This is a genomic window from Pseudonocardia sp. EV170527-09 (genome assembly GCF_008369905.1).
Taxonomy (GTDB): Bacteria; Actinomycetota; Actinomycetes; order Mycobacteriales; family Pseudonocardiaceae; genus Pseudonocardia.
This window is the reverse complement of record NZ_VRMC01000026.1, coordinates 35,159-59,952: the sequence shown is the minus strand read 5'-3', so window position 1 is coordinate 59,952 and position 24,794 is coordinate 35,159. Positions and strand designations below refer to the sequence as shown.

Annotated in this window: 18 protein-coding genes and 1 pseudogene; 9 read left to right on the top strand and 10 right to left on the bottom strand. The window is 75.0% G+C overall.

Annotated elements, in window-relative coordinates; genetic code table 11:
* Positions 1-40: 40 nt before the first annotated feature.
* The 5 genes and pseudogenes from FVA95_RS10690 to pth all read left to right on the top strand — a co-directional run bounded on the left by FVA95_RS10690 (position 41) and on the right by pth (position 4,283).
* Positions 41-1,138, top strand: coding sequence for a substrate-binding domain-containing protein (locus FVA95_RS10690; RefSeq protein ID WP_149664071.1), 1,098 nt, complete (start codon positions 41-43; stop codon positions 1,136-1,138).
* A gap of 58 nt (positions 1,139-1,196) precedes the next feature.
* Positions 1,197-1,520, top strand: coding sequence for a zinc ribbon domain-containing protein (locus tag FVA95_RS10685; protein WP_075308359.1), 324 nt, complete (start codon positions 1,197-1,199; stop codon positions 1,518-1,520).
* Positions 1,521-1,559: 39 nt separating this feature from the next.
* Positions 1,560-2,814 (top strand): annotated as a pseudogene (fmdA, locus tag FVA95_RS10680) (formamidase).
* Between the two features lie 186 nt (positions 2,815-3,000).
* Positions 3,001-3,693: a 50S ribosomal protein L25/general stress protein Ctc gene (locus FVA95_RS10675; protein WP_149664070.1), complete on the top strand. Its 693-nt coding sequence runs from the start codon at positions 3,001-3,003 to the stop codon at positions 3,691-3,693.
* Positions 3,690-4,283 (top strand): aminoacyl-tRNA hydrolase, encoded by a 594-nt coding sequence (gene pth, locus FVA95_RS10670; RefSeq protein ID WP_149664069.1) that lies wholly within the window; start codon positions 3,690-3,692, stop codon positions 4,281-4,283. Before FVA95_RS10675 ends, pth begins: the two co-directional genes overlap by 4 nt.
* Before the next feature lie 57 nt (positions 4,284-4,340).
* Here pth and FVA95_RS10665 read toward each other — a convergent pair whose 3' ends face one another.
* Positions 4,341-6,023: a fatty acyl-AMP ligase gene (locus FVA95_RS10665; RefSeq protein WP_149664068.1), complete on the bottom strand. Its 1,683-nt coding sequence runs from the start codon at positions 6,021-6,023 to the stop codon at positions 4,341-4,343.
* An 89-nt stretch (positions 6,024-6,112) separates the two neighbouring features.
* On the opposite strand from FVA95_RS10665, the gene FVA95_RS10660 reads away from it, so the two are divergent.
* The gene (locus FVA95_RS10660) at positions 6,113-7,480 is read left to right on the top strand and encodes a dipeptidase (RefSeq protein ID WP_149664067.1); all 1,368 of its coding nucleotides are present in this window, start codon (positions 6,113-6,115) and stop codon (positions 7,478-7,480) included.
* Positions 7,481-7,498: 18 nt separating this feature from the next.
* Here the strand turns inward: FVA95_RS10660 and FVA95_RS10655 are convergent, their stop codons facing one another.
* Both FVA95_RS10655 and FVA95_RS10650 read right to left on the bottom strand, forming a co-directional pair.
* Positions 7,499-9,535 carry an MmgE/PrpD family protein gene (locus FVA95_RS10655; RefSeq protein WP_161992263.1) on the bottom strand — a complete coding sequence of 679 codons (2,037 nt, stop codon included), beginning with the start codon at positions 9,533-9,535 and terminating at the stop codon, positions 7,499-7,501.
* A 41-nt stretch (positions 9,536-9,576) separates the two neighbouring features.
* The gene (locus tag FVA95_RS10650) at positions 9,577-11,139 is read right to left on the bottom strand and encodes a DASS family sodium-coupled anion symporter (RefSeq protein WP_149664065.1); all 1,563 of its coding nucleotides are present in this window, start codon (positions 11,137-11,139) and stop codon (positions 9,577-9,579) included.
* A 105-nt stretch (positions 11,140-11,244) separates the two neighbouring features.
* On the opposite strand from FVA95_RS10650, the gene FVA95_RS10645 reads away from it, so the two are divergent.
* Genes FVA95_RS10645 through FVA95_RS10635 form a run of 3 tightly spaced genes read left to right on the top strand, consistent with a single transcriptional unit; the run spans position 11,245 to position 16,046 of the window.
* Positions 11,245-12,048, top strand: a complete 804-nt coding sequence (locus FVA95_RS10645) for an IclR family transcriptional regulator (protein ID WP_149664064.1) — start codon at positions 11,245-11,247, stop codon at positions 12,046-12,048.
* A 46-nt stretch (positions 12,049-12,094) separates the two neighbouring features.
* On the top strand, positions 12,095-12,919 hold the full coding sequence (locus tag FVA95_RS10640; RefSeq protein WP_149664063.1) for an LLM class F420-dependent oxidoreductase: 825 nt from the start codon (positions 12,095-12,097) through the stop codon (positions 12,917-12,919).
* Positions 12,920-12,968: 49 nt separating this feature from the next.
* A complete protein-coding gene (locus FVA95_RS10635; RefSeq protein ID WP_149664062.1) occupies positions 12,969-16,046 on the top strand; it encodes a BTAD domain-containing putative transcriptional regulator in 3,078 nt (1,025 codons plus the stop codon).
* A gap of 4 nt (positions 16,047-16,050) precedes the next feature.
* Here FVA95_RS10635 and FVA95_RS10630 read toward each other — a convergent pair whose 3' ends face one another.
* The 7 genes from FVA95_RS10630 to FVA95_RS33685 all read right to left on the bottom strand — a co-directional run bounded on the left by FVA95_RS10630 (position 16,051) and on the right by FVA95_RS33685 (position 24,670).
* A complete protein-coding gene (locus FVA95_RS10630; RefSeq protein WP_149664061.1) occupies positions 16,051-16,878 on the bottom strand; it encodes an ABC transporter permease in 828 nt (275 codons plus the stop codon).
* Complete coding sequence (locus FVA95_RS10625) at positions 16,875-17,834, bottom strand: ATP-binding cassette domain-containing protein (RefSeq protein WP_149664060.1); 960 nt, start codon at positions 17,832-17,834, stop codon at positions 16,875-16,877. Before FVA95_RS10625 ends, FVA95_RS10630 begins: the two co-directional genes overlap by 4 nt.
* Before the next feature lie 289 nt (positions 17,835-18,123).
* Positions 18,124-19,923 carry an ABC-F family ATP-binding cassette domain-containing protein gene (locus FVA95_RS10620; RefSeq protein WP_149664059.1) on the bottom strand — a complete coding sequence of 600 codons (1,800 nt, stop codon included), beginning with the start codon at positions 19,921-19,923 and terminating at the stop codon, positions 18,124-18,126.
* 23 nt (positions 19,924-19,946) lie between these two features.
* A complete protein-coding gene (locus FVA95_RS10615; RefSeq protein ID WP_149664058.1) occupies positions 19,947-20,936 on the bottom strand; it encodes a 4-(cytidine 5'-diphospho)-2-C-methyl-D-erythritol kinase in 990 nt (329 codons plus the stop codon).
* Positions 20,937-21,200: 264 nt separating this feature from the next.
* Positions 21,201-22,724 (bottom strand): DHA2 family efflux MFS transporter permease subunit, encoded by a 1,524-nt coding sequence (locus tag FVA95_RS10610; protein WP_149664057.1) that lies wholly within the window; start codon positions 22,722-22,724, stop codon positions 21,201-21,203.
* A 34-nt stretch (positions 22,725-22,758) separates the two neighbouring features.
* Positions 22,759-23,631 carry a 16S rRNA (adenine(1518)-N(6)/adenine(1519)-N(6))-dimethyltransferase RsmA gene (gene rsmA, locus FVA95_RS10605; protein ID WP_217695651.1) on the bottom strand — a complete coding sequence of 291 codons (873 nt, stop codon included), beginning with the start codon at positions 23,629-23,631 and terminating at the stop codon, positions 22,759-22,761.
* Positions 23,632-23,758: 127 nt separating this feature from the next.
* Positions 23,759-24,670 carry a resuscitation-promoting factor gene (locus FVA95_RS33685; RefSeq protein ID WP_149664056.1) on the bottom strand — a complete coding sequence of 304 codons (912 nt, stop codon included), beginning with the start codon at positions 24,668-24,670 and terminating at the stop codon, positions 23,759-23,761.
* Positions 24,671-24,794 lie beyond the last annotated feature (124 nt).

The following is a 24,794-nucleotide window of genomic DNA, read 5'->3' as shown; positions in this document are numbered from 1 at the left end:
GGGCTGGGTGGGCGACGCCACGATGGATAGCGTCACCTGCATGACTCCGATCCCGGCCCCCGGGCGCGCGACGGCGGTGCCGGCGCGCGGGAGCGAGGTGCTCAACGTGGCGCTGGTCGTCCCGCTCCAGGGTCCGGCCGGCATCTTCGGCCCGTCGTGCGAGTCCTGCGCGACGCTCGCCGCCGAGGAGGTCAACGCCGCGGGCGGGGTGCTCGGCCGGGAGCTGAACCTGGTGCCGGTCGACGGCGGCGCGCCACCCGCCGTCGTCGCCGCGGAGCTCGACGCGCTGGTCAGCGCGGGGGCCGTGGACGCGGTCACCGGCTGGCACATCTCCGCGGTCCGCGAGGCCGTCGCACCCCGGATCCGCGGGCGCGTGCCCTACGCCTACACCGCGCTGTACGAGGGCGGCGAGCAGCGGCCGGGGCTGTTCCTGACCGGGGAGACCCCGGACCTGCAGCTGGGCCCGTCGCTGAGCTGGTTCGCCGAGGCCGCCGGGGTGCGCCGCTGGACGATCGTCGGCGACGACTACGTGTGGCCCCGCCGGTCCGCGCGGGTCGCGACCGAGCACCTGCGCCGGATCGGCGGGACGGTCTGCGATGAGATGTACGTCCCGCTCGGCACCGAGGACTTCTCCCGTGTGCTGCACCGGGTCGAGGCGAGCGGCTGCGACGCGGTCCTGATGCTCCTGATCGGCAACGACGCCGTCGAGTTCAACCGGGCCTTCGGCGCCGTCGGGCTGGACCGGGAGATCCTGCGCTTCAGCTCGCTGATCGAGGAGAACGTGCTGCTCGCCTCGGGCCCGGAGAACACCCGCGGCCTGCTCACCTCGGCCGGCTACTTCGAGGACCTGGCGACGGCGTCGGGGTTGGACTTCGCGGCCGCGCACGCCCACCGCTTCGGCCCGGACGCACCGGTGCTCAACAGCCTCGGCGAGTCCTGCTACGAGGGGGTCCGGCTGCTGACCGAGCTCATGCGCCGGGCCGGGTCGCCGGAGGTGCCGGCGATGACCGCGGTCGCCGAGGGGCTGGCCTACGAGAGCCCGCGCGGGACCGTCGAGGTGCACGGCCGGCACCTGCGCCAGCAGGTGTTCCTCGCCGTCGCCGACGGGGTGGCGTGGGACGTCGTCCAGCAACTCTGACGCTCGCGTTGACACCCCGGCCCGTCGGTCGTACTTTCCCAGGAAACTATTTCCTCGGATGCATGTCGGGTCGCCCGACGTGCCGGGAGGTACGACCGTGGCGCTCTACGTCTACCGGTGCGGGGCCGACGGCCCCGTCGAGGAACGGCACCCGATCGGCAGCGCCCCCGCGACGGCGCGCTGCCCCACCTGCGGGGAAGCGTCCCCGCGCGTCATCACCGCGCCGATGCTCGGCCTCGCCGACCGCGGCCGCGTCGCCCTGATCGACCGCACCACGGCGACGGCCCACGAGCCGCAGGTCGTCTCCGCCCCGCCGCCGCGCCCGCTGCGCCCCGGCGGGCCGCCGCTGCACCCCGCCACCCGCGGCCTGCCGCGACCCTGACCGCCCCGCCCGCGTCCGCACCGACCCCGGGAGTGCCCGATGCCCAGGAACGTCTTCCCCCTCGACAGCACCAGGTCCTTCACCGACCAGCAGCTGACCGGCCACAACCGGTGGCACCCCGACATCCCGGCGCAGGTCCACGTCAAGCCCGGGGACACCTTCCGCGTCGACTGCCGCGAGTGGTTCGACGGCGCCATCCACAACGACGACTCCGCCGACGACATCCTCGACGCCCCGCTCGACGGGGTGCACGTGCTGTCCGGGCCGATCGCCCGTCGAGGGGGCGCAGCCGGGTGACCTGCTGATCGTCGACATCCTCGACGTCGGCCCGATCCCCCAGGAGGACTCCGGTCCACTGGCCGGGCAGGGCTGGGGCTACACCGGCGTGTTCGCCACCCGCAACGGCGGCGGCTTCCTCACCGAGCAGTTCCCCGACGCCTACAAGGTCATCTGGGACTTCCAGGGCGGGACGGCCACCTCCCGGCACGTCCCGGGGGTGTCGTTCACCGGGATCGTCCACCCCGGACTGATGGGGACCGCGCCCTCGCCCGAGCTGCTCGGCCGCTGGAACGCCCGCGAGCAGGCGCTGATCGACACCGCCCCGGACCGGGTGCCGCCACTGGCCCTGCCACCCAACCCCGACTCGGCGATCCTCGGCTCGCTGACCGGAGCCGACTTCGACCGGGCCGCCGCGGAGGCCGCGCGCACCGCACCGCCCCGGGAGAACGGCGGCAACCAGGACATCAAGAACCTCACCAAGGGCAGCCGCGTCTTCTACCCGGTGTTCGTCGACGGCGCGAACCTGTCGATGGGCGACCTGCACTTCTCCCAGGGCGACGGCGAGATCACCTTCTGCGGCGCCATCGAGATGGGCGGCTTCATCGACCTGCACGTCGACGTCATCAAGGGCGGGATGGCGACCTACGGCGTGAGCGAGAACGCGATCTTCGTGCCCGGCAACACCGACCCGCAGTACAGCGAGTGGATCGCGTTCTCCGGCACCTCGGTCACCCTCGACGGCGAGCAGCGCTACCTCGACTCGCACCTGTCCTACCAGCGGGCCTGCCTGCACGCGATCGACTACCTGACGAACTTCGGCTACTCCCCGATCCAGGCCTACATGATCCTCGGGGCCGCACCGATCGAGGGCAGGCTGTCCGGCGTCGTCGACATCCCGAACTCCTGCTCCACGGTCTACCTCCCGACCGGGATCTTCGACTTCGACGTCAAGCCCGGCAAGAACGGCCCGCACCGCATCGACCCGGGTCCGGGAGTCCCCCACTCGGTGGCCTGACCAGCGGGGCCCGTGGTCGTCGCGGGGGGCTGACCCCGGGACGCCCACGGGCCTGGCGTACTCTTCTCGGCATCTCCGCGGCGAGGGCGGGTGCACCTAGACCCGCCGTGATCGACGTGGGCCGATCCCGGTCGGCTCCTCGCCGCGCGCACCTGTCGCAGAACGTCTTTCGAGGAGCAAGCAGCCGTGGCCCAGACCCGCATTCCCGCCGAGACCCGGACCGAGTTCGGCAAGGGCGCCGCCCGTCGCACCCGTCGTGCCGGCAAGATCCCCGCCGTCCTCTACGGCCACGGGACCGACCCCGTCCACCTGTCGCTGCCGTCGCTGCAGTTCGCCGCGGTCGTCCGTGAGCAGGGCCGCAACGCCGTGCTCGAGCTCGACGTCGACGGTGCGCAGCCGCAGCTCGCGCTGACCAAGACCGTGGTCGTGCACCCGCTGCGCCCCTACATCGAGCACGTCGACCTGCTCGTCATCAAGCGTGGCGAGAAGGTCGAGGTCGAGCTCGACGTCGTCGTCACCGGCGAGGCCGCCCCCGGATCGCTGGTCACCCAGGACCTCAACACCGTCCTGGTCGAGGCCGACGTGCTGAACATCCCGGAGAACATCGAGATCTCCGTCGAGGACGCCGAGATCGGCACCCAGTACTTCGCCAAGGACCTGAAGCTCCCCGGCGGCGTCGAGCTGCGCACCGACGAGGAGTACCTCGTCGTGCAGATCGTCGCGGCCCCGACCGAGGAGGACCTCGAGGCCGAGGTCGACACCGAGGGTGCCGGCGTGATCGAGGAGCCGTCCGACGAGGAGCAGGCCGCCGAGGGCGAGAGCGACTCCGCCGAGGGTTCCGCGGACTCCGAGGGCGACTCCGAGTCCTCCGACAAGTGAGCCCGGGGCCGGGGCCGGCCCTCGTCGTCGGACTCGGGAACCCGGGTCCGGAGTACGAGGGCACCCGGCACAACGTCGGTACCCGCGTCGCCGCGCTGCTGGCGACGCGGGCCGGCGCCGGCCGGTTCTCCGCGCACAAGCGGTCGAACGCCGACATCGCGCAGGGCCGGCTCGCCGGTCGCCCGGTGACCGTGGCCGTCCCCCGGACGTACATGAACCTCTCCGGCGGCCCGGTCGCCGGGCTGGTGCAGTACTTCTCGATCCCGCCGACCGAGGTGATCGTCGTCCACGACGAGCTGGACCTCGACTTCGGCGTGATCCGCCTCAAGCGCGGCGGCGGCGAGGGCGGGCACAACGGCCTGCGCTCGATCAGCAAGGCGCTCGGCACGAAGGACTACCTGCGCGTGCGGTTCGGCATCGGTCGGCCACCGGGTCGTCAGGACCCGGCGGACTACGTGCTCAAGCGGTTCTCCGGTGTGGAGAACAAGGAGCTCGACCTCGGTCTGGACCTCGCCGCGGACGCCGCCGAGGCCCTGCTGTCCGAGGGGCTGGAGGCGGCGCAGAACCGGTTCCACCCGCTGTCGGGCTGAGCCCGTCCTCCACGAGAACCCCGGTCCCGCCGGGACCGGGGCTCTCGTGCGTCCGGGTCAGCGGCGGGCGGTGAGCAGGTCCGCCGTCGCGGCGCGGCGGAGCTTCCCGGACGGGGTCTTGGGCAGGCTCCCCGGGGCCAGGACCGCGACCTCGGCGGGTCGTACCCCCACCGCGGAGACGACACGGCGGATCACGTCGTCGCGGATCCTGCGCACGGTGTCGGCGTCGGTGTCCCCACGGGCCTCGACCGCGACGGCGAACGACTCCCGGTGCCGCCCCTCACCCGCGGCCATCCGGACCGCGACGACGTTGCCCGCGCGCACGCCCTCGGCCGCACCGGCGGCCCGTTCGATGTCGGTCGGGTAGATGTTACGACCACCCATGATGATCACGTCCTTGGTGCGGCCGCACACGACGACGGCGCCCTCGGGTGTCAGGTAGCCCTCGTCGCCGGTGTCGAACCAGCCGTCCCGGTCCTGGGTGGCCACCGGGCCGTCGACGGTGAGGTAGCCCGGCGTCACGGCGTCGCCGCGCAGGTGCAGCACCCCGACCTCCCGGGGTCCCAGCACGCGACCACCGCTGCCGACGACCTTCACCTCGATCCCGGGCAGCGGCGGTCCGAGCTCGGGGAACTCCCGCACCGGACCGGCGCCCGCGGGCTCGGCACGCCGGTGCGCCTCCAGCGACTCGGCGTCGACCCGGTCGACCGTCAGTCCGGTGTGGACGGGCGCGAAGGACACCCCGAGCGCGGTCTCGGCCATCCCGTAGGCGCACAGCACCGACTCCGGCCGGAGCCCGAAGCGGGCGCCGGCGTCGGTGAACGCCGCCACCGCGGCCGGGTCGACCGGCTCGGCGCCGTTGAGGGCGATGCGCAACGTGGACAGGTCGAGCGCGCCGTCGTCGACCCGGGCGAGCTGGCGGGCCAGCACGGCGTAGGCGAAGTTCGGGGCCGCGGTGACGGTCCCGCCGTAGGACGAGATCAGCTCGGCCCACAGTCGCGGGCGGCCCAGGAAGTCCGCCGGGGTGACGGTGACCAGGTCCAGCCCGACCGTCATCGGGACGGTCAGGAACCCGACCATGCCCATGTCGTGGAACAGCGGCAGCCACGACACCATCCGGTCGCTCGCGACGTCCAGTGCGGACGCGGTCACCATCGCCCCGATGTTGGCGTGCAGGTTCGCGTGGGTGATCCGCACCGCCTTCGGGGCCGCGGTGGAACCGCTCGTGAGCTGCAGCAACGCGGTGTCACCCTCGTCGGCGACGGCGGCGTCCGCGACGAACGCGGCCGGGTCGCCGGTCAGCGAGTCGAGCATCCGGAACGGGATGCCGCGCTCGGTCAGGACGGGGGCGAGGGCGTCGAACGGCGGGCCGATCAGCACCATCGCGGCGTCGATCATCGTCAGCGTGGCGACGGTGTCGGCGGCCCACTCGGCCAGGTCGGTGCGCGGGGTCGGCTGGTGCAGCATCGTCACGCTGCCGCCGCACAGCCACACCGCCTGCGCGGCCGGGGCGATCGCCGCGGGCTCCCCGGCCAGCACCCCGACCGCGCCGCCGAACGGGAGGGCCGGGCCACCGTCGTCGCCGGGGCGTCGCAGGGCGTCCGCGATCCCGCGAGCCGTCCCGTGCACCTCCGCCCAGGAACGCCGCACGGGTTCGCGCGGCTCCCCCGTCGTCATCCCGCGGGCGGACCCGTCGGGGCCGGTCGCGGACTCCAGCAACGTCGCCAGGAATCGGGACATGCGCCCGAATGTAGCGACGAACCGCCCGTGCGTGGCGGCACGATCGGCGACCGGTGCGGCCCTGCCGCGCCCGCGTAGCATCCGACCGCATGGCCGAGCCGCAGACCGACCCCGCTCCCGCAGCGCTCTCCGCTGCCGTCGACGCCGTCCTGCCGGGCGCGCGCACGGACCTCGAGGCGTTGGTCCGCATCCCGAGCATCTGGGCCGACCCGGCGCACGCCGAGGACACCCGGCGCTCGGCGGACGCGGTCGCCGCGCTGGCCCGCGACGCCGGTGCCGCATCGGTCGAGGTCCTCTCCGCCGACGGCGGGGCCCCGGCCGTCGTCGCGCACTGGCCCGCGCCCGAGGGCGCGCCCACGGTGATGCTCTACGCCCACCACGACGTCCAGCCCACCGGCGGCGACGACGAGTGGACCAGCCCGCCGTTCACCCCGACCGAGCGCGACGGCCGGCTCTACGGTCGCGGCGCCGCCGACGACAAGGCCGGCGTGATGACCCACCTCGCCGTGCTGCGCGCCTACGACGGGAAGCCCCCGGTCGGGGTCGTGCTGTTCATCGAGGGCGAGGAGGAGTCCGGCTCCCCCACCCTGACCGCGCTGCTCGCCGAGCACCACGCGAAGCTGGCCGCCGACGTCATCGTGATCGCCGACGCCGCGAACCCGGCCGTCGACGTCCCGGCGCTGACCACCAGCCTGCGCGGTCTGGTCGACGTCGTCGTCGAGGTGTCGATGCTGGAACGACCGGTGCACTCCGGGGTCTACGGCGGCCCGGTCGGCGACGCGCTCACCGCGCTGTGCCGCACCCTGGCCACCCTGCACGACGACAAGGGCGAGGTCGCCGTCCCCGGCCTGGTGCGCGGCAGCTCCGACGCACCCGACCCGGACGAGGCCACCTACCGTTCCGACGCCGGCCTGCTCGACGGTGTCGAGCTGCTCGGCACCGGGTCGATCCCGGACCGGGTCAACCACGCCCCCGCCGTCGCGGTGCTGGGGATCGACGCGCCGAAGGTCGCCGAGGCCGCCAACGTGCTGCTCCCCCGGGCCCGGGCGATGGTCAGCATGCGGCTGGCCCCCGGCCAGGACGCCCGCGAGGCACAGCAGGCGCTCGCCGGGCACCTGGAGCGCAACGTGCCGTGGGGCGCGCACGTGTCGGTGACCCCGGGCGGCGGGGTCGCGGAGCCGTTCAGCCTGTCCTCGACCGGTGAGGTCTACGACCACGCCCGAGCCGCGTTCTCGGCCGCCTACGGCAACGACGCGGTCGAGACCGGCATCGGCGGGTCCATCCCGTTCATCGCCGAGTTCGCCAGGACGTTCCCGGGCGCGGCGGTGCTGGTCACCGGCGTCGGGGACCCGGCCAGCCGCTGGCACGGGATCGACGAGAGCCTGCACCTGGGCATGTTCGGGCGCGGAGTGCTGGCCGAGGCGCTGCTGCTGGCGCGGCTGGGCGGGCGCGGCTGAGAGCCGCGCCCGGACCCGTCACAGCGGGGCCGCGACCGGCGACGCCGCCGTCTCCAGCGCCGCCGACGCGGTCGCCGCGGTCGGCTCCCACTGCCCCGCGTCCCCGGCACCCAGCAGGGCGAGCACGCCGCGCCTGCCGTGCAACGGCTGCGCCGGGCCGGTGACCCCGGCCGCGGCCAGCCGGGCCGCGGCGACGCCGTCGACCACCGCGTCGGCCTGGGACCGTGCGTGCAGCGCGGCGCCCCCGGCGTCGCCCGCCACCCCGGTGACCTGGGTGGCGGAGAGCCCGAGGGCGTGCAGCACGACCCGGGGCGACGAGGCCGCCGCGACGGCGGCGGCCAGCGCCGCGGCCACCCGGACGACCGCGCGGGAGGGCACCTCCAGCACCCGCGCCAGGTCGAGGGCGACGCCGGCCCCGGCGACGGCGGGCGCCACCGCGTCGGCGCCGTCCCCGCAGGCCAGGGCGGCGGCCACCGCCGCGGTGACCGCCGGATCGTGCTCGCTCCCCAGCGCGCGCGCCACCACCAGGGCCCGGCGGCGCGGGTCGGCCTCGTGCGGGGTGTCGTCCAGAGCGGACCGTCCCCGGTCGGCCAGGTGACCCAGCAGCTCCGCTGCCCGCGGACCGGGCCGGACCGCGCGCTCCGCGACGAGCTGCGCCAGCGCCGGGTCGGCCCCGGCGACCGGGACCACGGACTCCGGTGCCCGGCGGGCCGGCTCCCGGTCGGGCGTGGTCGCGGCCAGCAGCGCGGGCACCCAGCCGGGGCCGGTGGCCCGGCACGCCCGCTCCAGCTCCGCGGCGCGCCCGGGCAGGACCGGCTCGACCAGCGCGCGGGCCTTCGCCGCCAGGTCGTCGTCGGTCATCGGGCGGGCCAGGCTCCCCCGGACGTGCTCCACGGTGTGCTGCAGCCATGCGTCCTCGACCCGGATCCGCAGGCGGGCGGCGTCGCGGGCGCAGTCGTCGACGGCGTCGAAGTGGACCAGCGAGCGGAGCCGGACGGCCTCGTCGCTGCGCACCAGGTCGTCGTCGTAGGCGGGGAGGCCGACCTGCCCGAGGAGGAGACCGGCCGCCATGCCGTGCGCGGTGGAGAAGCGGGCCTGCAGTCCGTCGGCCGGGTCGGGGTTGCCGGTGAGCTCGGGGACGAGCGGGTGGCAGACGAGCTCGATCTCCTCGATCGCGTGGGTGTCACCGCCCGGGAACCCGGTGTGCAGGGCCTCGGCGGCCTCGATCGCCGGGTGGGTCACGATGCCGCAGGGGTAGGGCTTGAAGGTGTTCGCGCACAGCTCCCACCGCGTGCCGAGGTCGTCGAGGAGCTCGCCGGGCCGGAACACCCCGGCGGCGAGCCGGGTCGCGAGTCCCGCCGGGCCGGTGAGGACGTCACCCGGCCACGGGGCGTCGTCGACGGCGGCCTGCACCGCACGCAGCCCGACGACGGCCGCCTGCCCGGGGTGGAACGGCTTGGTCATCGACCCGAAGCCCTCCCGGTTGCCGACCGGGCCGCCCGCCGCGAGCGCCACCGCGACGGCGAGGCGGTCCGCGTCGAGCCCCCGCAGCAGGCCCGCCGTGACCGCGGCGCCGACCGGGCCGCAGGTGCCGGTGATGTGCCAGCCGGCGTCGTAGTGCTCGGGCGAGATCGCGTTGCCCAGCCGCAGCTGTGCCTCGACGCCCCAGGCCACGGCGGTGAGCACCTCGTCGGAGTCGCGGGCCGCCGGCCCGTCCTGCAGGGCGACGAGCGTCGCCAGCTCGACGGCGCCGGGGTGGATCACGGTGCGCAGGTGGGTGTCGTCGAAGTCGTCGAGGTGCGCGGCGAGCCCGGTGGCCAGGGCGGCGTCGAGCGGGTGGAGCCGCTCGGGACGGCCGGGGACGACCGCGTCACCGCCCGGCGCCATCGCGACCGACGCCGCGACGACCGCGTCCACGGCCGGGGCGCCGGCCGCACCGACGGCGGTGGCGACGACGTTGGCGACGGTGCGCCGGGCGGCGGCGAGCACCTCGTCCGGCAGCGGACCGGTCCGGTCGAGGATCCGCCGGACGAGGGTCTGCAGGGGGTGGGACACGGTTCTCTCCTGGGTCGTGGGGTGCGGGGTGGGGCGGCCGGTCACAGTCCGACCAGTGGGGCCATGAGCAGGACTCCGACGACGAGCACAGCCACGCCGACGATGTCGAAGACGACGCCGCTGCGGATCATCTTCGTGAGGGGGACGAGGCCCGAGCCGTAGACGATGGCGTTGGGCGGGGTCGAGACCGGGAGCATGAACCCGTACCCGGCCGCGGCGGTCGCGACGAGCCCGGGGATCAGCGGGTCGACGCCGATGGCGACCGCGATCGGGACCACGATCGGCACGACGATCCCGGCGCTCGCGGTGTTGCTGGTCGTCTCGGACACGAGCAGGGCCATGACGGCCGCCAGCACCGTCACCGCCACCAGCGACGACACCCCGAGCCCGGTGGCGATGCCGTCGCCGAAGGTCCGCGCGAGACCGGTCTCCGAGGACATCGACCCGAGCACGGTGCCGGCGCCGAAGAGCAGGATCACCCCCCAGTCGATCTTCACCGCCTCGGCCCAGGTGAGCGTCGGGACGAGGCCACCACCGTTCGCGGACCGCGCCGGCAGGAGGAACAGCAGGGTGGCCGCGAAGACGGCCGCGACCCCCTCCGTCACGTGCTCGGTGAGCCAGAGCACGGGCGCGGTGTCCTCGCCGATCACGGCCCCGAGGACACCCGGGGTGGTCCAGAGCACGACGGCGACACCGAACGCGACGACGGTGTTCTTCTCCCCGCGGGTCACACCGCCCAGCGACGCCCGCTGCTCGGCGACGAACTCGGCGGCGCCCTCGAGCCGGGTGACCTCGGGCCGGTTGAGCAGGAGCAGCAGCACGGCCAGCACCACGAACATGACCAGCACGATGGGCAGGAACATCGTCACCCACTCGACGAAGCCGATGGTGCGGCCGGTCTGCGACTCGATCAGGTCGCGGCCGATCAGCTGGTGCGGTGCGCCCACCGGCGTGATGAGACCCCCGATCGACGCTCCGTAGGCGATCATCAGCATCACCGACGTCGCCCAGCGCGAGCGCGACAGGTCCGGGCCGCCCTCGCGGGTGCTGACCGTGCTCACCGAGCGGACGATGCCGATCCCGATCGGCAGCAGCATCGCCACGGTCGCGGTGTTGGACACGAACGCCGAGATCGCCGCCGCCAGCACGCCGAACGCGATCATGGTCCGCACCGGGGATCCGGCGATGCCCGGGACCGAGAGCGCACGGAGGGCGATCCGGCGGTCGAGCCCGTGCACGCTCATCGCCCGGGCGATCACGAAGCCGCCGAGGAAGACGAAGATCGTGTCGGTCCCGAAGGCCCCGAGCACGGTCTCCTCGTCGGCGACGCCGAGGAAGACGCACAGCAGGACCGCGAAGACCGCCGTCACCGCCAGCGGCAGCGCCTCGGTGACCCACCAGACCATGACCAGCACGAACACCGCCGCGAGTGCCCGCTGGGGCCAGACGAGCCCGTCCGCGAGCAGGAGGACCGCGAGGAACCCGAGCGGCCCGACGGGCAGCCCGATCCGGGCGCGCACGGTGTCGAAACGGCTGCTCCCGGTCGACCGGTCCGCCTCGGGTGCCTCCGCCGCATCGGCGCGAGGCCCTGACTGCACTGCCATAGTGCCCACCTTTCGGAACGGTGTCTCGTAATACGGGCACCGTAGACGACGGGTGGACGCACGGGCAACGGTCGGCCCTGCGGGACGTCGTTAAGCTCCGGCCCCGTGGAGGCACGACGCGACGACGCCGGGGAGCAGGCCACCGGGGGCGGGGTCCAGTCGATCGACCGGGCCGTCGCGATCCTGTCCGTCTTCTCCCGCGCCCGGCCGATCGCCGGGATCACCGAGATCGCCCGGCTCACGGGATTGACCCGGGGCACGACCCACCGCCTGGTGAGCGCACTCGCCAGCCACGGCTTCATGGCCCAGGCGCCGGGGTCGACCGCCTACTCCCTCGGCCCACGGCTGCTCGGACTCGGCGAGGTCGCCCGCGAGCAGCTGTCGCTGGAGTCACAGGCCGTGCCGATCATGACGAGGCTCCGCGACCGGACCGGGGAGACCGTCGGGCTGCACGTGCTCGACGCCGAGCCCAGCCGCCGGACCATCGCCCAGGTGGAGTCCCAGCAACCGCTGCGCCGCATCTACACCGACCTCGGTGCTCCCCGGCCCCCGCACGAGGGCGCGCCCGGCAAGGCACTGCTCGCCCACGTCGACCCCGGTCGGCTCGCCGCGGCCCGCGGCCGGCTCGCCGGGGACCCCTCCGCGCAGGAACGGCTGGACCGGCAGATCGAGCAGGTGCGCCACGACGGCTACGCGATCTCGCTGGAGGAGCGCGTCCCCGGGGTCGTCGCCGTGGCCGTGCCCGTCTTCGACCACACCGGTGCGGTCGCCGCGCTGTCGGTGTCGGTGCCGGCCGTCCGGGCCGGGCGCGACGAGCTCGTCGGATTCGTCCCGATGCTCCGCGAGGCGGCCGACGAGCTCTCCGCCCGGCTCGGCGGGAGCGGTCCGCCGCCCGCGTCGCCGGGCTGATGCGCGCGCCCCGCGTGCGGGCCGCGCCGGGCGGGTACCCGCGGTCATGAAGTTCGGCATCGCCACGTTCGTGACCGACGAGGGCATCCGCCCCGGACCACTGGGCCGTGCGCTGGAGGAGCGCGGCTTCGACTCGGTGTTCCTCGCCGAGCACTCGCACATCCCCACCAGCCGCGAGTCCCCCTACCCCGGCGGCGGTGACCTGCCGCGGGTCTACTACCGCACGCTCGACCCGTTCGTCGCGCTCACCGCGATGGCCGGGACGACCACCGACCTGCTCCTCGGCACCGGCATCGCGCTGCTGCCCCAGCGCGACGTCATCCACACCGCCAAGCAGACCGCGAGCCTGGACCTGGTGTCGGGCGGGCGGCTGCTGTTCGGCGTCGGGGCCGGGTGGAACCGCGAGGAGATCCGCAACCACGGCGTCGACCCCCGGGTCCGCGGGCCGCTCATGACCGAGCAGCTCCACGCGCTGCGGGCACTGTGGACCGAGGACGAGGCCGAGTTCCACGGCGAGCACGTCGACATCGCGCGTTCGTACTGCTGGCCGAAGCCGGTCCGGACCCCGCCGATCTACCTGGGCGGCGAGAGCGAGGCCGCGCTGAACCGGCTCGCCGAGGTCGGCGACGCCTGGCTGCCGCGCTCCCACACCTCCGTCGACGAGATCCGCCGGGTCCGCGCCGACCTGGCCGAACGCGGCAAGCCCGACGTGCCGACGACGGTCTTCGGCGGGAAGCCCGACCCCGACGTCGTCGCCGGGTACGCCGAGGCGGGCGTCGAGCGGGTCACCTTCCTGCTCCCGACCCTGCCGGAGTCCGAGACCCTCACGAAGCTCGACGAGCTGGCGCAGGTGGTCCGGCGGTCGGGCTGACCCCGATCGGCGGAGACCCGGTCGCCGGCGCGGGGCAGAATGACCGGTGATGTCGATCCGGCTGCTCGGCCCCGTCACCGACGCCGGCGGGCGTGACCTGCTGCCCGCCGGCGCCCGGGTACGGGGTCTGCTCGCCCGGCTCGCGCTCGACGCCGGGCACCCCGTCGACACCGCGACGCTGGTCGACGCGCTGTGGGGCGATGACCCACCGTCGACGGCGAACGCGCTCCAGTCGCTGGCGACCCGGCTGCGCCGCGCGATCGGCGCCGAGCGGGTGCGGACCGCGACCGGCGGCTACCTGCTCGCCGTCGACCCGGACGCGGTGGACGCGCTGCGGTTCGCCGCGCTCCGCCGGGCCGCGGCGGCCGAGCCCGACAACGGCCGCGCCAGCGCCCTGCTCAGCGAGGCCCTGGGTCTGTGGCACGGTCCGCCCCTGGGCGGGCTGAACGGGCTCGCGTTCACCGGGCCGGCCGCCACCCGGCTCGCCGGCGCCCGCGCGGGCGCCGCCGAGGAGCTGGCCGCCCGCGGGCTCGCGGCAGGGACCCCCACCGCGGGTCTGGACGCGCTGACCGCGGTCCTCGCCGAGCAGCCGCTGCGGGAGACCACCGCCGTCGCGCTCGCCCGCGGGCTGCACGGGGCCGGGCGGCGGGCCGACGCGCTGGCCGTGCTGGACCGGACCCGGGCCGCGCTGGCCGAGGAGCTCGGCGTCGACCCGGGCCCGGAGCTGCTGCGGACCCGCACCGAGCTGCTGCGCGACGACCCGCCCGCCGCCGCGATCCCCGTACGGCGACCGGCGCCACCGCCGGACCGGCCCCGGCCGGTGGCGCTCACCTCGTTCGTCGGCCGCGAGAAGGACCTGGCCCGGGTACGGTCGCTGCTCGGCTCGGCGCGGCTGGTGACCGTGGTCGGGCCGGGCGGGGCCGGGAAGACCCGCCTGTCCCAGGAGGCCGTCCGGGACGTCGGCTCGGCCGTCGCCGTGGTCGAGCTGGCCGCGTTGACCGGCGGTGACCAGGTGGTTCCGGCCGCGCTGCACGCCGTCGGCGGGGCGGAGCTGTCGGTCACGGACCGGGACGGGCCGGACGCCCGGGCGCGGCTGGTGTCCGCGCTGACCGGTCGCGAGCTGGTGCTGCTGCTGGACAATTGCGAGCACCTGGTCGACGACGTCGCGGGCCTCGTCCACGAGCTGCTCGCCCGGCTGCCCGGGCTGCGGGTGCTGACGACCAGCCGGGAGCCCCTCGGCGTTCCGGGCGAGGTCCTGCACCCGCTCGGGTCGCTGGAGCCGGCGCAGGCGACGCGGCTGTTCGCCGAGCGCGCCGTCGCCGTCCGGCCGGACCTCGACCCGGCCGACCACGCCCCGGCCGTCGCCGAGATCTGCCGTCGTCTCGACGGTCAGCCGCTGCCCATCGAGCTCGCGGCGGCCCGGGTGCGCAGCATGAGCCCGGCCGAGATCGCCGACCGGCTCGCCGACCGCTTCCGGTTGCTGGTGTCCGGTGCCCGGACCGTGCTACCCCGCCACCAGACGCTGCGGGCGGTCGTCGACTGGAGCTGGGACCTGCTCTCCCCCGCCGAGCGGGCGCTCGCGACCCGGTTCGGGGTGTTCGCCGGCCCGGTCGACGCCGGCACCGTCGAGGCCGTCTGCGGCGACGACGCATTCGACCTGCTCCCGGCACTGGTGGAGAAGTCGCTGGTCGTCCCGGTGGACGGGGCGGAGGACGGTGCGACCCGCTACCGGATGCTGGAGACGATCCGCGAGTACGCGGCCGCACGGCTGGCCGACGCGCCGGACCACGACGCCGTGACCGCGGCGCACGCCGACCACCTGCTCGCGGTGCTGGAGCCCGGGGAGCCGCGGCTGCGCGGCGGTGACCAGCTCGACCAGCTCGCCGTCGTGCGGCGGACGGAGGGCGAGGCCGTCCGCGCGCTGGACCGCGCCGTCGACGCCGGCGACGGCCCCCGGGCGCACCGGTTGTTCGCGGCCCTGGCCTGGAGCTGGATGATCCGCGGCGACCTCGGGTCGCTGAAGCGCTGGTCCGACCGGGTCGCGACGGTCCCGGCGACCACACCGGCCGCCGCGGTCGCGGTCACCCGCACGATCCGGGCGACGGTCCACATCGGGTTCGGCGACGATCCGGGCGCCGCGCAGGCCGAGCTGGACGCCGTCGTCGCGCTGTGGTCGGAGCTGCCCGAGCCGCGGCACCCGATCGTCGAGCTCGCACCGCCCACCGGGCTGCTGTTCGGCGAAGGGGACCGCTCCGCGCTCGCGGCCATCGCCGACGGCGACGGCGACACCTGGCTGCGGGCGACGGCGTCGCAGATCATCGCCGCGCACGCCGAGAACGCCGGCGACCTCGGCACACAGCGAGTCCGGCTGCGGGACGCACACGACCTGTTCGCCCGGACCGGGGACCGCTTCGGGCTCGGGATGACGACGTTCGCACTCGGCGAGCTGGAGGACTACGCGGGGGACACCGATGCCGCCCGCCGGGCCTGGTCCGAGGCGGTGGCGCTGTCCGCGGAGCTCGGCAACGCCGACGACGTCCCGCAGTTCCACCTGCAGCTGGCCCGGCTCGCCGCCCGCCACGGCGACGAGATCGTGGCCCGCGAGCACCTGCGCCTGGCCTTCGCCCAGGACATCCCCGACGACCTCCGTGCGGGCTTCGGCCTGCGGTGGGGACGGGCCGAGGTCGAGCTGCGGCTCGGGAATCCGGACGAGGCCCTGGAGCTGCTCCGCGAGTGCGACGTGCCGGTCCTGCCCGGCCCCGGACGGTTCCAGCGGGAGGCCGCGACCCACACGCTCATCGCGTCGGCACTGATGGCCCTCGGCCGCCCGGACGAGGCCCGCGAGCGGCTGGAGCAGGCCGGGAAGGCCGCCGTCGCCGCCGACGACGGGCCGGTCCTCGGTGTGGTCGCCGAGACCTCCGCTCGGTGGGCCCTGGACGCGGGGGACGCGGAGCGGGCCGGTGAGCTGCTCGGCGTCGCCCTGGCCCGCCGTGGGGCGCTGCACCTGGGGCTGCCCGAGGTCGTGGCGACGCTGGAGGGGGTCCGCGCGCGGCTGGGCCCGGCCGCGGCCGACGCTGCGGTCGACCGTGGCCGGGCCTGGAGCCGGGACGCACCCCCGGTGCCGTGAGCGCTCAGGTGCGGCGGCGGTAGAGCGCCACGGCCAGCGGCGCGAAGACCACGACCAGGCCCGCGGAGGTCAGCAACGACACCGTCGCCGCGCCTCCCGCCGGCGCGCCGTCGAGCAGGGCGCGCACGGCGTCCGCGGTCCGCGAGACCGGGTTGACCGCGACGAAGCCCTGCAGCCAGCCGGGCATCGTCTGGGTCGGGACGAACACCGAGCTGGCGAAGGTCAGCGGCAGCATGATCAGCGCGGACAGTCCCTGCACCGAGCGGGGCTGCTTCACGACCATCGCGAGTGCGGTGAACACCCAGCAGAGGCCGAACGCGAACGCGACGACCAGCCCGAACGCGGCGAGGATCCCGAGCGGACCCGACGGGGTGCGGTAGCCGAGCGCGAACCCGAACGCCAGCATGATCACCCCGGAGGTCAGGTAGCGGACGAGGTCCGCGCCGATCGCGCCGACCAGTGGGGCGGCGCGGGAGATCGGCAGGCTGCGGAAGCGGTCGAAGATCCCGGTCTTGAGGTCCTCGGCCAATCCCACGCCGGTGCCCGCGGAGGCGAACACCACCGTCTGGAGCAGCACACCGGGCAGGGCGTAGTGCAGGTACTCCGTGCTGTTGCCGGCTATCGCGCCGCCGAAGACGTAGACGAACAGCAGCAGGAAGATCACCGGCTGCAGGGTGACGTCGATCAGTGCCTCCGGCGAGTGGATCGTCTTCACGATCCCGCGGCGGGCCAGCGACAGCCCGTGCCGCAGCGTCGAGGGCAGCAGCGGGGCCGAGGTGGACGCCCGGCCGGAGCTCGGGGCGGTGGGCGGGGTGTCGAGGGTGGCGGTCATCGGGGGCCTCCGGAGGTGGTCTCGGCCGCGTGGCCGGTGAGGGAGAGGAAGACGTCGTCGAGGCTGGGGAGCCGCAGGCCGATCTCGGCGACGGCGACGCCCTCGGCGACCAGCCGGTCCTCGGTGCGGCGCAGCGCGCCGTGGTCGGCGACGGCCGCGGTGACCTCCCCGGACGGCTCGACCGTCGGCTCGGCGCCGGTCTCCTGGGCGACGACGGCGGCGACCAGCGGCACCTCGCGCGGCAGCTCGGCACGGACGTGCAGGCGTCGGCCGCCGGCCCGCGACTTCAGCTGGGCGGCCGTGCCGGAGGCGATGACCCGCCCCTGGTCCAGGACGACGAGGTCGTGCGCGAGCTGGTCGGCCTCCTCCAGGTACTGGGTGGTGAGCAGGACGGTGACACCGTCCTCGGCGAGTCGCCGCACGGCGTCCCACACCTCGTTGCGGTGCAGCGGGTCCAGTCCGGTGGTGGGCTCGTCGAGGAACAGCACCTCGGGGCGTCCGACGAGACTCGCGGCCAGGTCGAGCCGGCGGCGCATGCCGCCGGAGTAGGTTCCGGCACGGCGCCCGGCGGCGTCGGCGAGCCCGAAGCGGTCGATCAGCTCGGCGGCGCGGGCCCGGGCGGCCGCCCGCGGCAGATCGAGCAGCCTGCCGATCAGGTAGAGGTTGTCGCGGCCGGTCAGGGCCTCGTCGACGGCGGCGTACTGGCCGGTGAGGCCGATCAGGGAGCGGACCCCGGCGGCGTCGCCGACGACGTCGCGGCCGAGCACCGCCGCCCGGCCGGCCGACGGCGGGAGCAGCGTGGCCAGCATGCGGACGGTCGTCGTCTTGCCGGAGCCGTTGGGGCCGAGCAGGCCCAGGACCTGTCCGCGCCCGGCGGAGAAGGAGATCCCGTCGACGGCGCGGACCTCACCGAAGGTCCGGACCAGCCCGTCGACCTCGATTGCGGGAGTGTTCATGCCGCCGAGCGTGCGCCCGGGTGCTGACACGGACCTGGTACGGCGCTGACACGGCTGCGGCCGCGGACTGTGGGCGGTGGGCGGTGGGCGGCATCGGCACGGGCCCGGTCCCGTCGCCACCCCCCGACCGTGGCGACGGAACCGGCCCGTCCATCCCCCCGCGCCTCCGGCGAGGCTCCCCAGCCCGCCGTGACGCGAGTACGACGGTATCGGCACGCCAGGGGCCGCGGATCGGTCGAACTACCGATCTCTTACCCGGGGTCTCTCCTACCAGGGTAGGAGAGACCCCTCACCCCTCGGCGCGCTCGGCGGCCTCGAGCCACTCCAGCTCGACGCTCTCGCGCTCGGCGACGACGGCCTTCAGCTCCCGGTCCAGCTCCATCAGCCGGCCGGGCTCGGTCGCGGCCTCGGCCAGCTTGGCGTGCAGCTTCTCCTCCTGCGCGGTGAGCTGCCCCATCCGCCGCTCCAGGCGCTGGGCGTCCTTGCGGGCGGCCCGCTGCTCCGCGGCGCTCGCCTTCGGCCCGGCCGCCTGCGCGACGGGCGCTCCCGCAGTGACCGGTGCGGTCGGTGCGGCCCCCGGCCCACGGCCCATGGCGGCGCGGCGGGTCAGGTACTCACCGATCCCGCCGGGCAGGTGGGTGAGCCGCCCGTCGCCGAACAGGGCGACGACCTGGTCGCAGACGCGCTCGGTGAGGTACCGGTCGTGGCTGACGACCACCAGCGTGCCCGGCCAGCCGTCGAGGAGGTCCTCCAGCCCGGCGAGGGTGTCGACGTCGAGGTCGTTGGTGGGCTCGTCGAGCAGCAGGACGTTGGGCTCGTCCATCAGCAGCCGGGTCAGCTGCAGCCGCCGTCGCTCGCCACCGGACAGGCGTCCGACCGGGGTCCACTGGCGGGCCGCGGGGAAGCCGAGCCGCTCCAGCACCTGCGACGCGGTCATCTCCTGCTTGCCGAACCGCACGTACTTGGCGACGGCCTCGGTGGCCTCCAGCACGCGCATCTCGGCGGGCAGGTCGACGAGCTCCTGGGACAGCTGCGCCATCTTCACGGTGCTGCCCTGGATGCGCCTGCCCGAGTCGAGCGCGCGCTCCCCGGACAGGGCGCGCAGCAGCGTCGTCTTGCCGGAGCCGTTGATCCCGACGATGCCGACCCGGTCGCCCGGGCCGAGCCGCCAGGTCACGCCGTCGAGCAGGGTGCGCCCGGCGACGGAGACGGTCGCGTCCTCCAGCTCCAGCACGGTGCGGCCGAGCCGGTTGGTCGCGAACGCCATCAGCTCGACGGTGTCGCGCGGCGCGGGCACGTCGGCGATCAGGGCCTCGGCGGCCTCGATCCGGTACCGGGGCTTCGACGTCCGGGCGGGCGGGCCGCGACGCAGCCAGGCCAGCTCCTTGCGGGCCAGGTTGCGGCGGCGCTGCTCGGCGGCGTCGGCCTGCCTGCCGCGCTCGGCCCGGGCGTAGACCCAGTCGGCGTAGCCACCGGTGTAGGACTCGACCCGGCCGTTCGCGACCTCCCAGGTGCGGGTGCAGACGGTGTCGAGGAACCAGCGGTCGTGGGTGACGACGACGAGTGCGATCCGCCGCGACGTCAGGTGCGTCGCGAGCCAGCCGATGCCCTCGACGTCGAGGTGGTTGGTCGGCTCGTCGAGGACGACGAGGTCGAGCTCCCCGATCAGCGCCGCGGCGAGCGCGACCCGGCGCTTCTCGCCACCGGACAGGCCGTCGGTGGGCCGCTCGATGTCGGAGATGGCGAGCCCGTCGAGGACGTCGCGGACCCGGGCGTCGGCGGCCCACTCGTGGTCGGCGCCGTACTCGGCGAGGACGATGTCGCGCACCGTCGACCCGGCGGGGAAGCGGTCGTGCTGCACCAGGTGCGCCATCCGCAGGCCGCCGAGGCGGCTGACCCGGCCGCCCTCGACCGGGCGGTCGCCGGTGATCACGTCGAGCAGGGTCGACTTCCCGCCGCCGTTGAGGCCGACGACACCGATCCGGTCGCCGCGCTCGACGCCGAGCGAGACGCCGTCGAGCAGGACGCGGGAGGCGTCACCGGGCACGTGCGCGGTGACGTTCTCCAGGTTGAGCAGGTTCTCGGGCAACTACGTCTCCACCGTCGGGAAGGTCAGGCACGGACCGGGGGCCATGAGCCGGAGCTCGAGGGGCCGCCGCGGTCGGGGGGGTGGTCGCCGCCCGTCTCCGAGGTGTCGACGATGCGGGCGCCGCCGGCCGGGCCGTGGGCGACCCGCACCGTGCGGCACACCCCCATGCCGGCGAGCTCGGTCGCCACCTCCACCGCGGAGTCGGCGTCGGCGCACAGGAACGCGCACGTCGGCCCGGAGCCGGACACCAGACCGGCGAGCGCTCCGGCGTTGACCCCGGCACGCAGGGTGCGGCGCAGGTCCGGGGCCATCGAGACGGCGGCGACCTGCAGGTCGTTGCCCAGGTTCAGCGCGAGCCGGCGTGGGTCACCCGAGGACAGTGCCTCCAGGACGGGCTCGACCGGCCGCTCGGTGATCGGGCCGTCGCCGCGCAGCCGGTCCAGCTCGGAGAACACCGCCGGGGTGGACAGCCCACCACGGGCCAGCGCGATCACCCAGTGCAGCCGGTGCCGGGCGAGCACCGGGATGATCTTCTCGCCACGGCCGGTGCCGAGCGCGGTGCCGCCGTGCAGACCGAACGTGACGTCCGATCCGAGCTCCGCGGCCAGCTCGGACAGATCGTCGCGGCCCAGCTCCAGCCGCCACAGCGACGACAGCGCGACGAGCGTGCCCGCCGCGTCGGCGGAGCCGCCCGCCATCCCGCCCGCGACCGGGATGCCCTTGCGCAGGGTCACCCGCACGTCCGGGGCGCGCCCGGCCCGCTCCGCGAGCAGCTCGACCGCCCGCCAGGCCAGGTTGGTGGCGTCCAGCGGCACCTCGGCCACGCCGTCGCCGTGCACCTCCAACGCGGGCTCCTGCGCCGGCTCGACCGAGATCTCGTCGAACAGGCTGACGGCGTGGAAGACCGTCACCAGGTCGTGGAAGCCGTCCGGCCGCACCCCGCCCACGGCGAGGTGCAGATTGATCTTCGCGGGAACCCGGACGGTGACCGGTCGCGGCACGGCGGACAGCACTGCTCAACCCTACGGGCAGCACGGGACGCACCGCCGCCGCCCGGCGCTCGGGGTGGCCGGGCTCACCGGTTCCGGGCGACGCGCCCCGACCCGGCGGCAGGGGCGAGCCGGCCCGCCACGAGCACCCTCCTCAGGCGAGTTCGCTTACCCGGTAAGCGAACTCGGAGAACCGGCACCCGGTAGGACCGGCGCCCGGCCCGCGCCGCGACCCGGCCCATGCCGACGCCCGTTCCCGGCGAACGGCACGACAGTGCTGCCTGCCGCCTACCGGGTGAGGGAGTCCTCGGAGACGGCACGCTCCGCGGCGGCGGCGCGGCGCTCGGACAGGTGGCGCGGCGTCGCGAAGCAGGCGACGGCCACGACACCGATGACCAGCACCGCCGCGGGCAGCAGCATCGACTGGGCCATCGCCGTCGCGAAGGGATCGCGCAGCGCCTCGGGCAGCGGGCCGCCGGCCGCGGCGACCTCCGGGGAACCGCCGGTCGTCGACGCGCCCGGGACGAGCGCGGCGATCCGCGACTCCATGAGCACCGCGATGCCCGCGCTGCCGAGCACCGCGCCGACCTGACGGGTCGTGTTGTAGACGCCCGACCCGGATCCGGCCTGGTCCATCGGCAGGTTGCGGGTGGCGCTGGTGGAGATCGGTGCCCAGACGCAGGAGTTGGAGATCCCGAGCAGGGTGAGCGGCAGCAGCAGCTGCCAGACCGGGGTGTCCGGGCCCATCACCCCCGCCAGCCAGACCAGGGCGATGACGAACGTCGCCATCCCGAAGCCGCCGATCAGCCGCGGGTGGACGCGGTCGGTCAATCGCCCGGTGTACGGGGCGAGTGCGCCGGAGAAGATCGCCAGTGGCGCGAGCAGCAGTGCCGCCTCGGTGGGGGTGAAGCCGCGCACGCTCTGCGCGTAGATCATCAGTGGGAAGCCCTGCGCGGTGATCGCGAAGCCGACGGTGCAGATCGCGATGTTGGCCAGCGAGAAGTTCCGGTCCCGGAACAGGCGCAGCGTGACCAGCGGCTCGCTGGTGGTGACCCGCTGCCACCACACGAACGCCACCAGCACGACGACACCGCTGCCGATCAGCGCCCAGATGCCGACGCTCCAACCGAACTTCTGCCCCTCCTGGATGCCGAAGACCAGCAGGAACATGCCCAGGGCGGACAGCACCACGCCGACCACGTCGAACCGGCGGCGCGAGGTCTCGAGCGAGGGGACCAGCCGCCAGGCCGCGACGAAGGCGATCACCCCGACCGGCACGTTCACGAAGAAGATCCACTCCCAGCCGAGGCCGCCGACGAGGAGCCCGCCGACGATCGGCCCGGTGAGGGTCGCGACGCCGGCGACGGCGCCCCACAGGCTCATCGCGCGTCCGCGCTGGGCCGCCGGGAAGGTCCGGGTGATGACGGCCATGGTCTGCGGCGTCATCATCGCGGCGCCGAGACCCTGGGCGATCCGCGCGACGATCAGGGCGCCGACGGTCGACGTGAGCCCGCACCACAGCGAGGCCAGGGTGAACACCGCGAGCCCGCAGAGATAGACGCGCTTGGGCCCGAACCGGTCCCCCAGCCGGCCGGTGACCAGCAGCGGGACGACGTAGGCGAGCAGGTAGGCGCTGGTCACCCAGACCACGGAGTTGACGTCGGCGTCCAGCGACGTCAGCAGCGCGGGCGTCGCGACGGTGACGATCGTGGCGTCGACCAGGATCATGAAGAACCCGATCACCAGGGCCCACAACGCGGGCCACGGGCTCGTCCCGTCGGCGCTGACGACCTGTTCCCTCGACCGTGTCACCACGCCATCATGCGCTGCCCCGGGGCCGGTCGGTTCAGGCGGGAGGGTCCCCTGCCGGGCGGTTCCGGGCGATCCGGGCGAAGTCGGACACCGCGAGGGTCTCGGCGCGCGCGGTGGGGTCGACGCCGGCGGCGCGCAGGGCCTGCTCGGCCGCCGCGGCCGAACCCGCCCAGCCCGACAGGGCCCCGCGCAGCACCTTGCGACGCTGGGCGAACGCCGCGTCGACGACCGCGAAGGTCGCCGCCCGGTCGGCGTCGGCGGGCGGGTCGTGCCGGGTGAAGGCCAGCAGTCCGGAGTCGACGCCGGGGACCGGCCAGAACACCGCGCGCGGCACCGGTCCGGCGCGGCGGGCCGCGGCGTACCAGGCGAGCTTGGCGCTGGGGGCGCCGTACTCGCGCGAGCCGGGTCCCGCGGCGAGCCGGTCGGCGACCTCGGCCTGCACCATGACCAGCCCGGTCCGCAGCGACGGCAGCTCGGCGAGCAGGTGCAGGATCACCGGTACCGCGACGTTGTAGGGCAGGTTCGCGACGATCGCGGTGGGCGGCGACGCGCCAGGACCGGCGTCGGCCGCCAGCCGGTCCGCGCCGACCCGCATGGCGTCGGCCCCGGTCACGGTGAGGCGACCGGCCAGCCCGGGGGCACGCTCGGCGACGGTCTCGGGCAGCAGCCCCGCCAGCACCGGGTCGATCTCGACGACGTGCACCCGGGCCGCGACAGGCAGCAGTGCCAGGGTGAGCGAGCCCAGCCCGGGGCCGACCTCGAGGACGACGTCGTCACCGTCGACGCCGGCCGACTTCACGATCCGGCGGACCGTGTTGGCGTCGTGGACGAAGTTCTGCCCGAGCTTCTTGGTGGGACGCAGACCGAGCCGCTCGGCCAGCACCCGGACGTCGGCCGGGCCCAGCAGGCGTGCGGTGGTGGTGCTCCGGCTCCGGCCGCCGTCGGCGTCGATGCTCCGGCTCCGGCCGCCGTCGGTCCCCTGGTCGCTCACGGAACCATTCTCGCGGGGCACCCCGGGCGGGGTGCGTGCGGGATCAGCTCAGGCCGAGTTTGGACGAGCAGGACGGCCAGGCGCTGTACCCGCCGCGGTCGTCCTTGACCTTCTCGGCGACCGCGATCTGCTCCTCGCGGGAGGCCTTGTCCGCGGTCGGGGCGTACTGCCCGCCGCCGTAGGCCTGCCAGGTCTGCTTGTTGAACTGCAGCCCGCCCTGGTAGCCGTTGCCGGAGTTGATGCTCCAGTTCCCGCCGGACTCGCACTTGGCCAGCTTGTCCCAGGTCGCGCCGTTGGAGACGGCGGGCGCCGAGGACTTCGCCTTCGCGCCGGCCTTCTCGACGATCTCCTCGACCTTCTTCTTGGTGCCGACCTTCACCACGCGCGGCAGGGCCGGGGTGTCCTGACCGGCGCCGATGCGCTCGCGGGCGACCTCGCGGCCCTGGTCGTAGGTGACCCGCCAGATGATGCTGCGGGCGCCTTCGCGGCCCGGGTCGACGACGGTGCGGGTGCCCTCGTCGAGCGACGGGTCCTGCACCTCCTGCTCCGGCACCGGGAGCTTCTGCGACTCGACGATCTGGGCGTTCACGATGTCCGAGCCGGTGGTCGGGGCGGCGACCGGGGCGAACGACGCCGGGGAGGACGCCCGGTCGAGGTTCATCGACGCCGTGCCGAGATCGGTGGCGTTCGCGGCGAGCCCCGCATGGAGCTCCTGGGCGGGCTGCTCGGCGGGGGCGGAGAGCACCGCGGCCGCGAGGCCACCGGTCGGGACCGAGAACAGCGCGGCCGCGGCGGCGGTCCGGACCCCGGCCCGGGAGCGGGCGGCGGCCGTGCGGTGACGGCCCTCGTAGGTGACGAACCCGGCCTCGTCGCCGGCGAGACCGGCGGGCGCGACGGCGGGGAGCGGTCGCGTGAGCTCGTCGTCGGCGAGCGGTGCGGCGTGACGCGAAGACATGACTTCCCGGGGGCTCGGCTGTCCGGGACGGAGTCATGACCTGCGGGAACGACGACCGGCGCGGTGCCGGGGAGCGGAACCGTCGCTGGGGAGCGGACCGGTCGTCGTCCCGCGGGTCGGGGGA

Excerpts from the sequence above, each read along its gene's own strand:
- FVA95_RS10650 (WP_149664065.1), bottom strand. The coding sequence starts at position 11,139 with ATGGCAGTGCAGTCAGGGCCTCGCGCCGATGCGGCGGAGGCACCCGAG.
- FVA95_RS33685 (WP_149664056.1), bottom strand. The coding sequence starts at position 24,670 with ATGTCTTCGCGTCACGCCGCACCGCTCGCCGACGACGAGCTCACGCGA.
- FVA95_RS10660 (WP_149664067.1), top strand. The coding sequence starts at position 6,113 with ATGGCCGAGCCGCAGACCGACCCCGCTCCCGCAGCGCTCTCCGCTGCC.
- FVA95_RS10640 (WP_149664063.1), top strand. The coding sequence starts at position 12,095 with ATGAAGTTCGGCATCGCCACGTTCGTGACCGACGAGGGCATCCGCCCC.
- FVA95_RS10630 (WP_149664061.1), bottom strand. The coding sequence starts at position 16,878 with ATGACCGCCACCCTCGACACCCCGCCCACCGCCCCGAGCTCCGGCCGG.
- FVA95_RS10665 (WP_149664068.1), bottom strand. The coding sequence starts at position 6,023 with ATGTCCCGATTCCTGGCGACGTTGCTGGAGTCCGCGACCGGCCCCGAC.
- FVA95_RS10685 (WP_075308359.1), top strand. The coding sequence starts at position 1,197 with ATGCATGTCGGGTCGCCCGACGTGCCGGGAGGTACGACCGTGGCGCTC.
- FVA95_RS10690 (WP_149664071.1), top strand. The coding sequence starts at position 41 with ATGACTCCGATCCCGGCCCCCGGGCGCGCGACGGCGGTGCCGGCGCGC.
- FVA95_RS10625 (WP_149664060.1), bottom strand. The coding sequence starts at position 17,834 with ATGAACACTCCCGCAATCGAGGTCGACGGGCTGGTCCGGACCTTCGGT.
- FVA95_RS10635 (WP_149664062.1), top strand. The coding sequence starts at position 12,969 with ATGTCGATCCGGCTGCTCGGCCCCGTCACCGACGCCGGCGGGCGTGAC.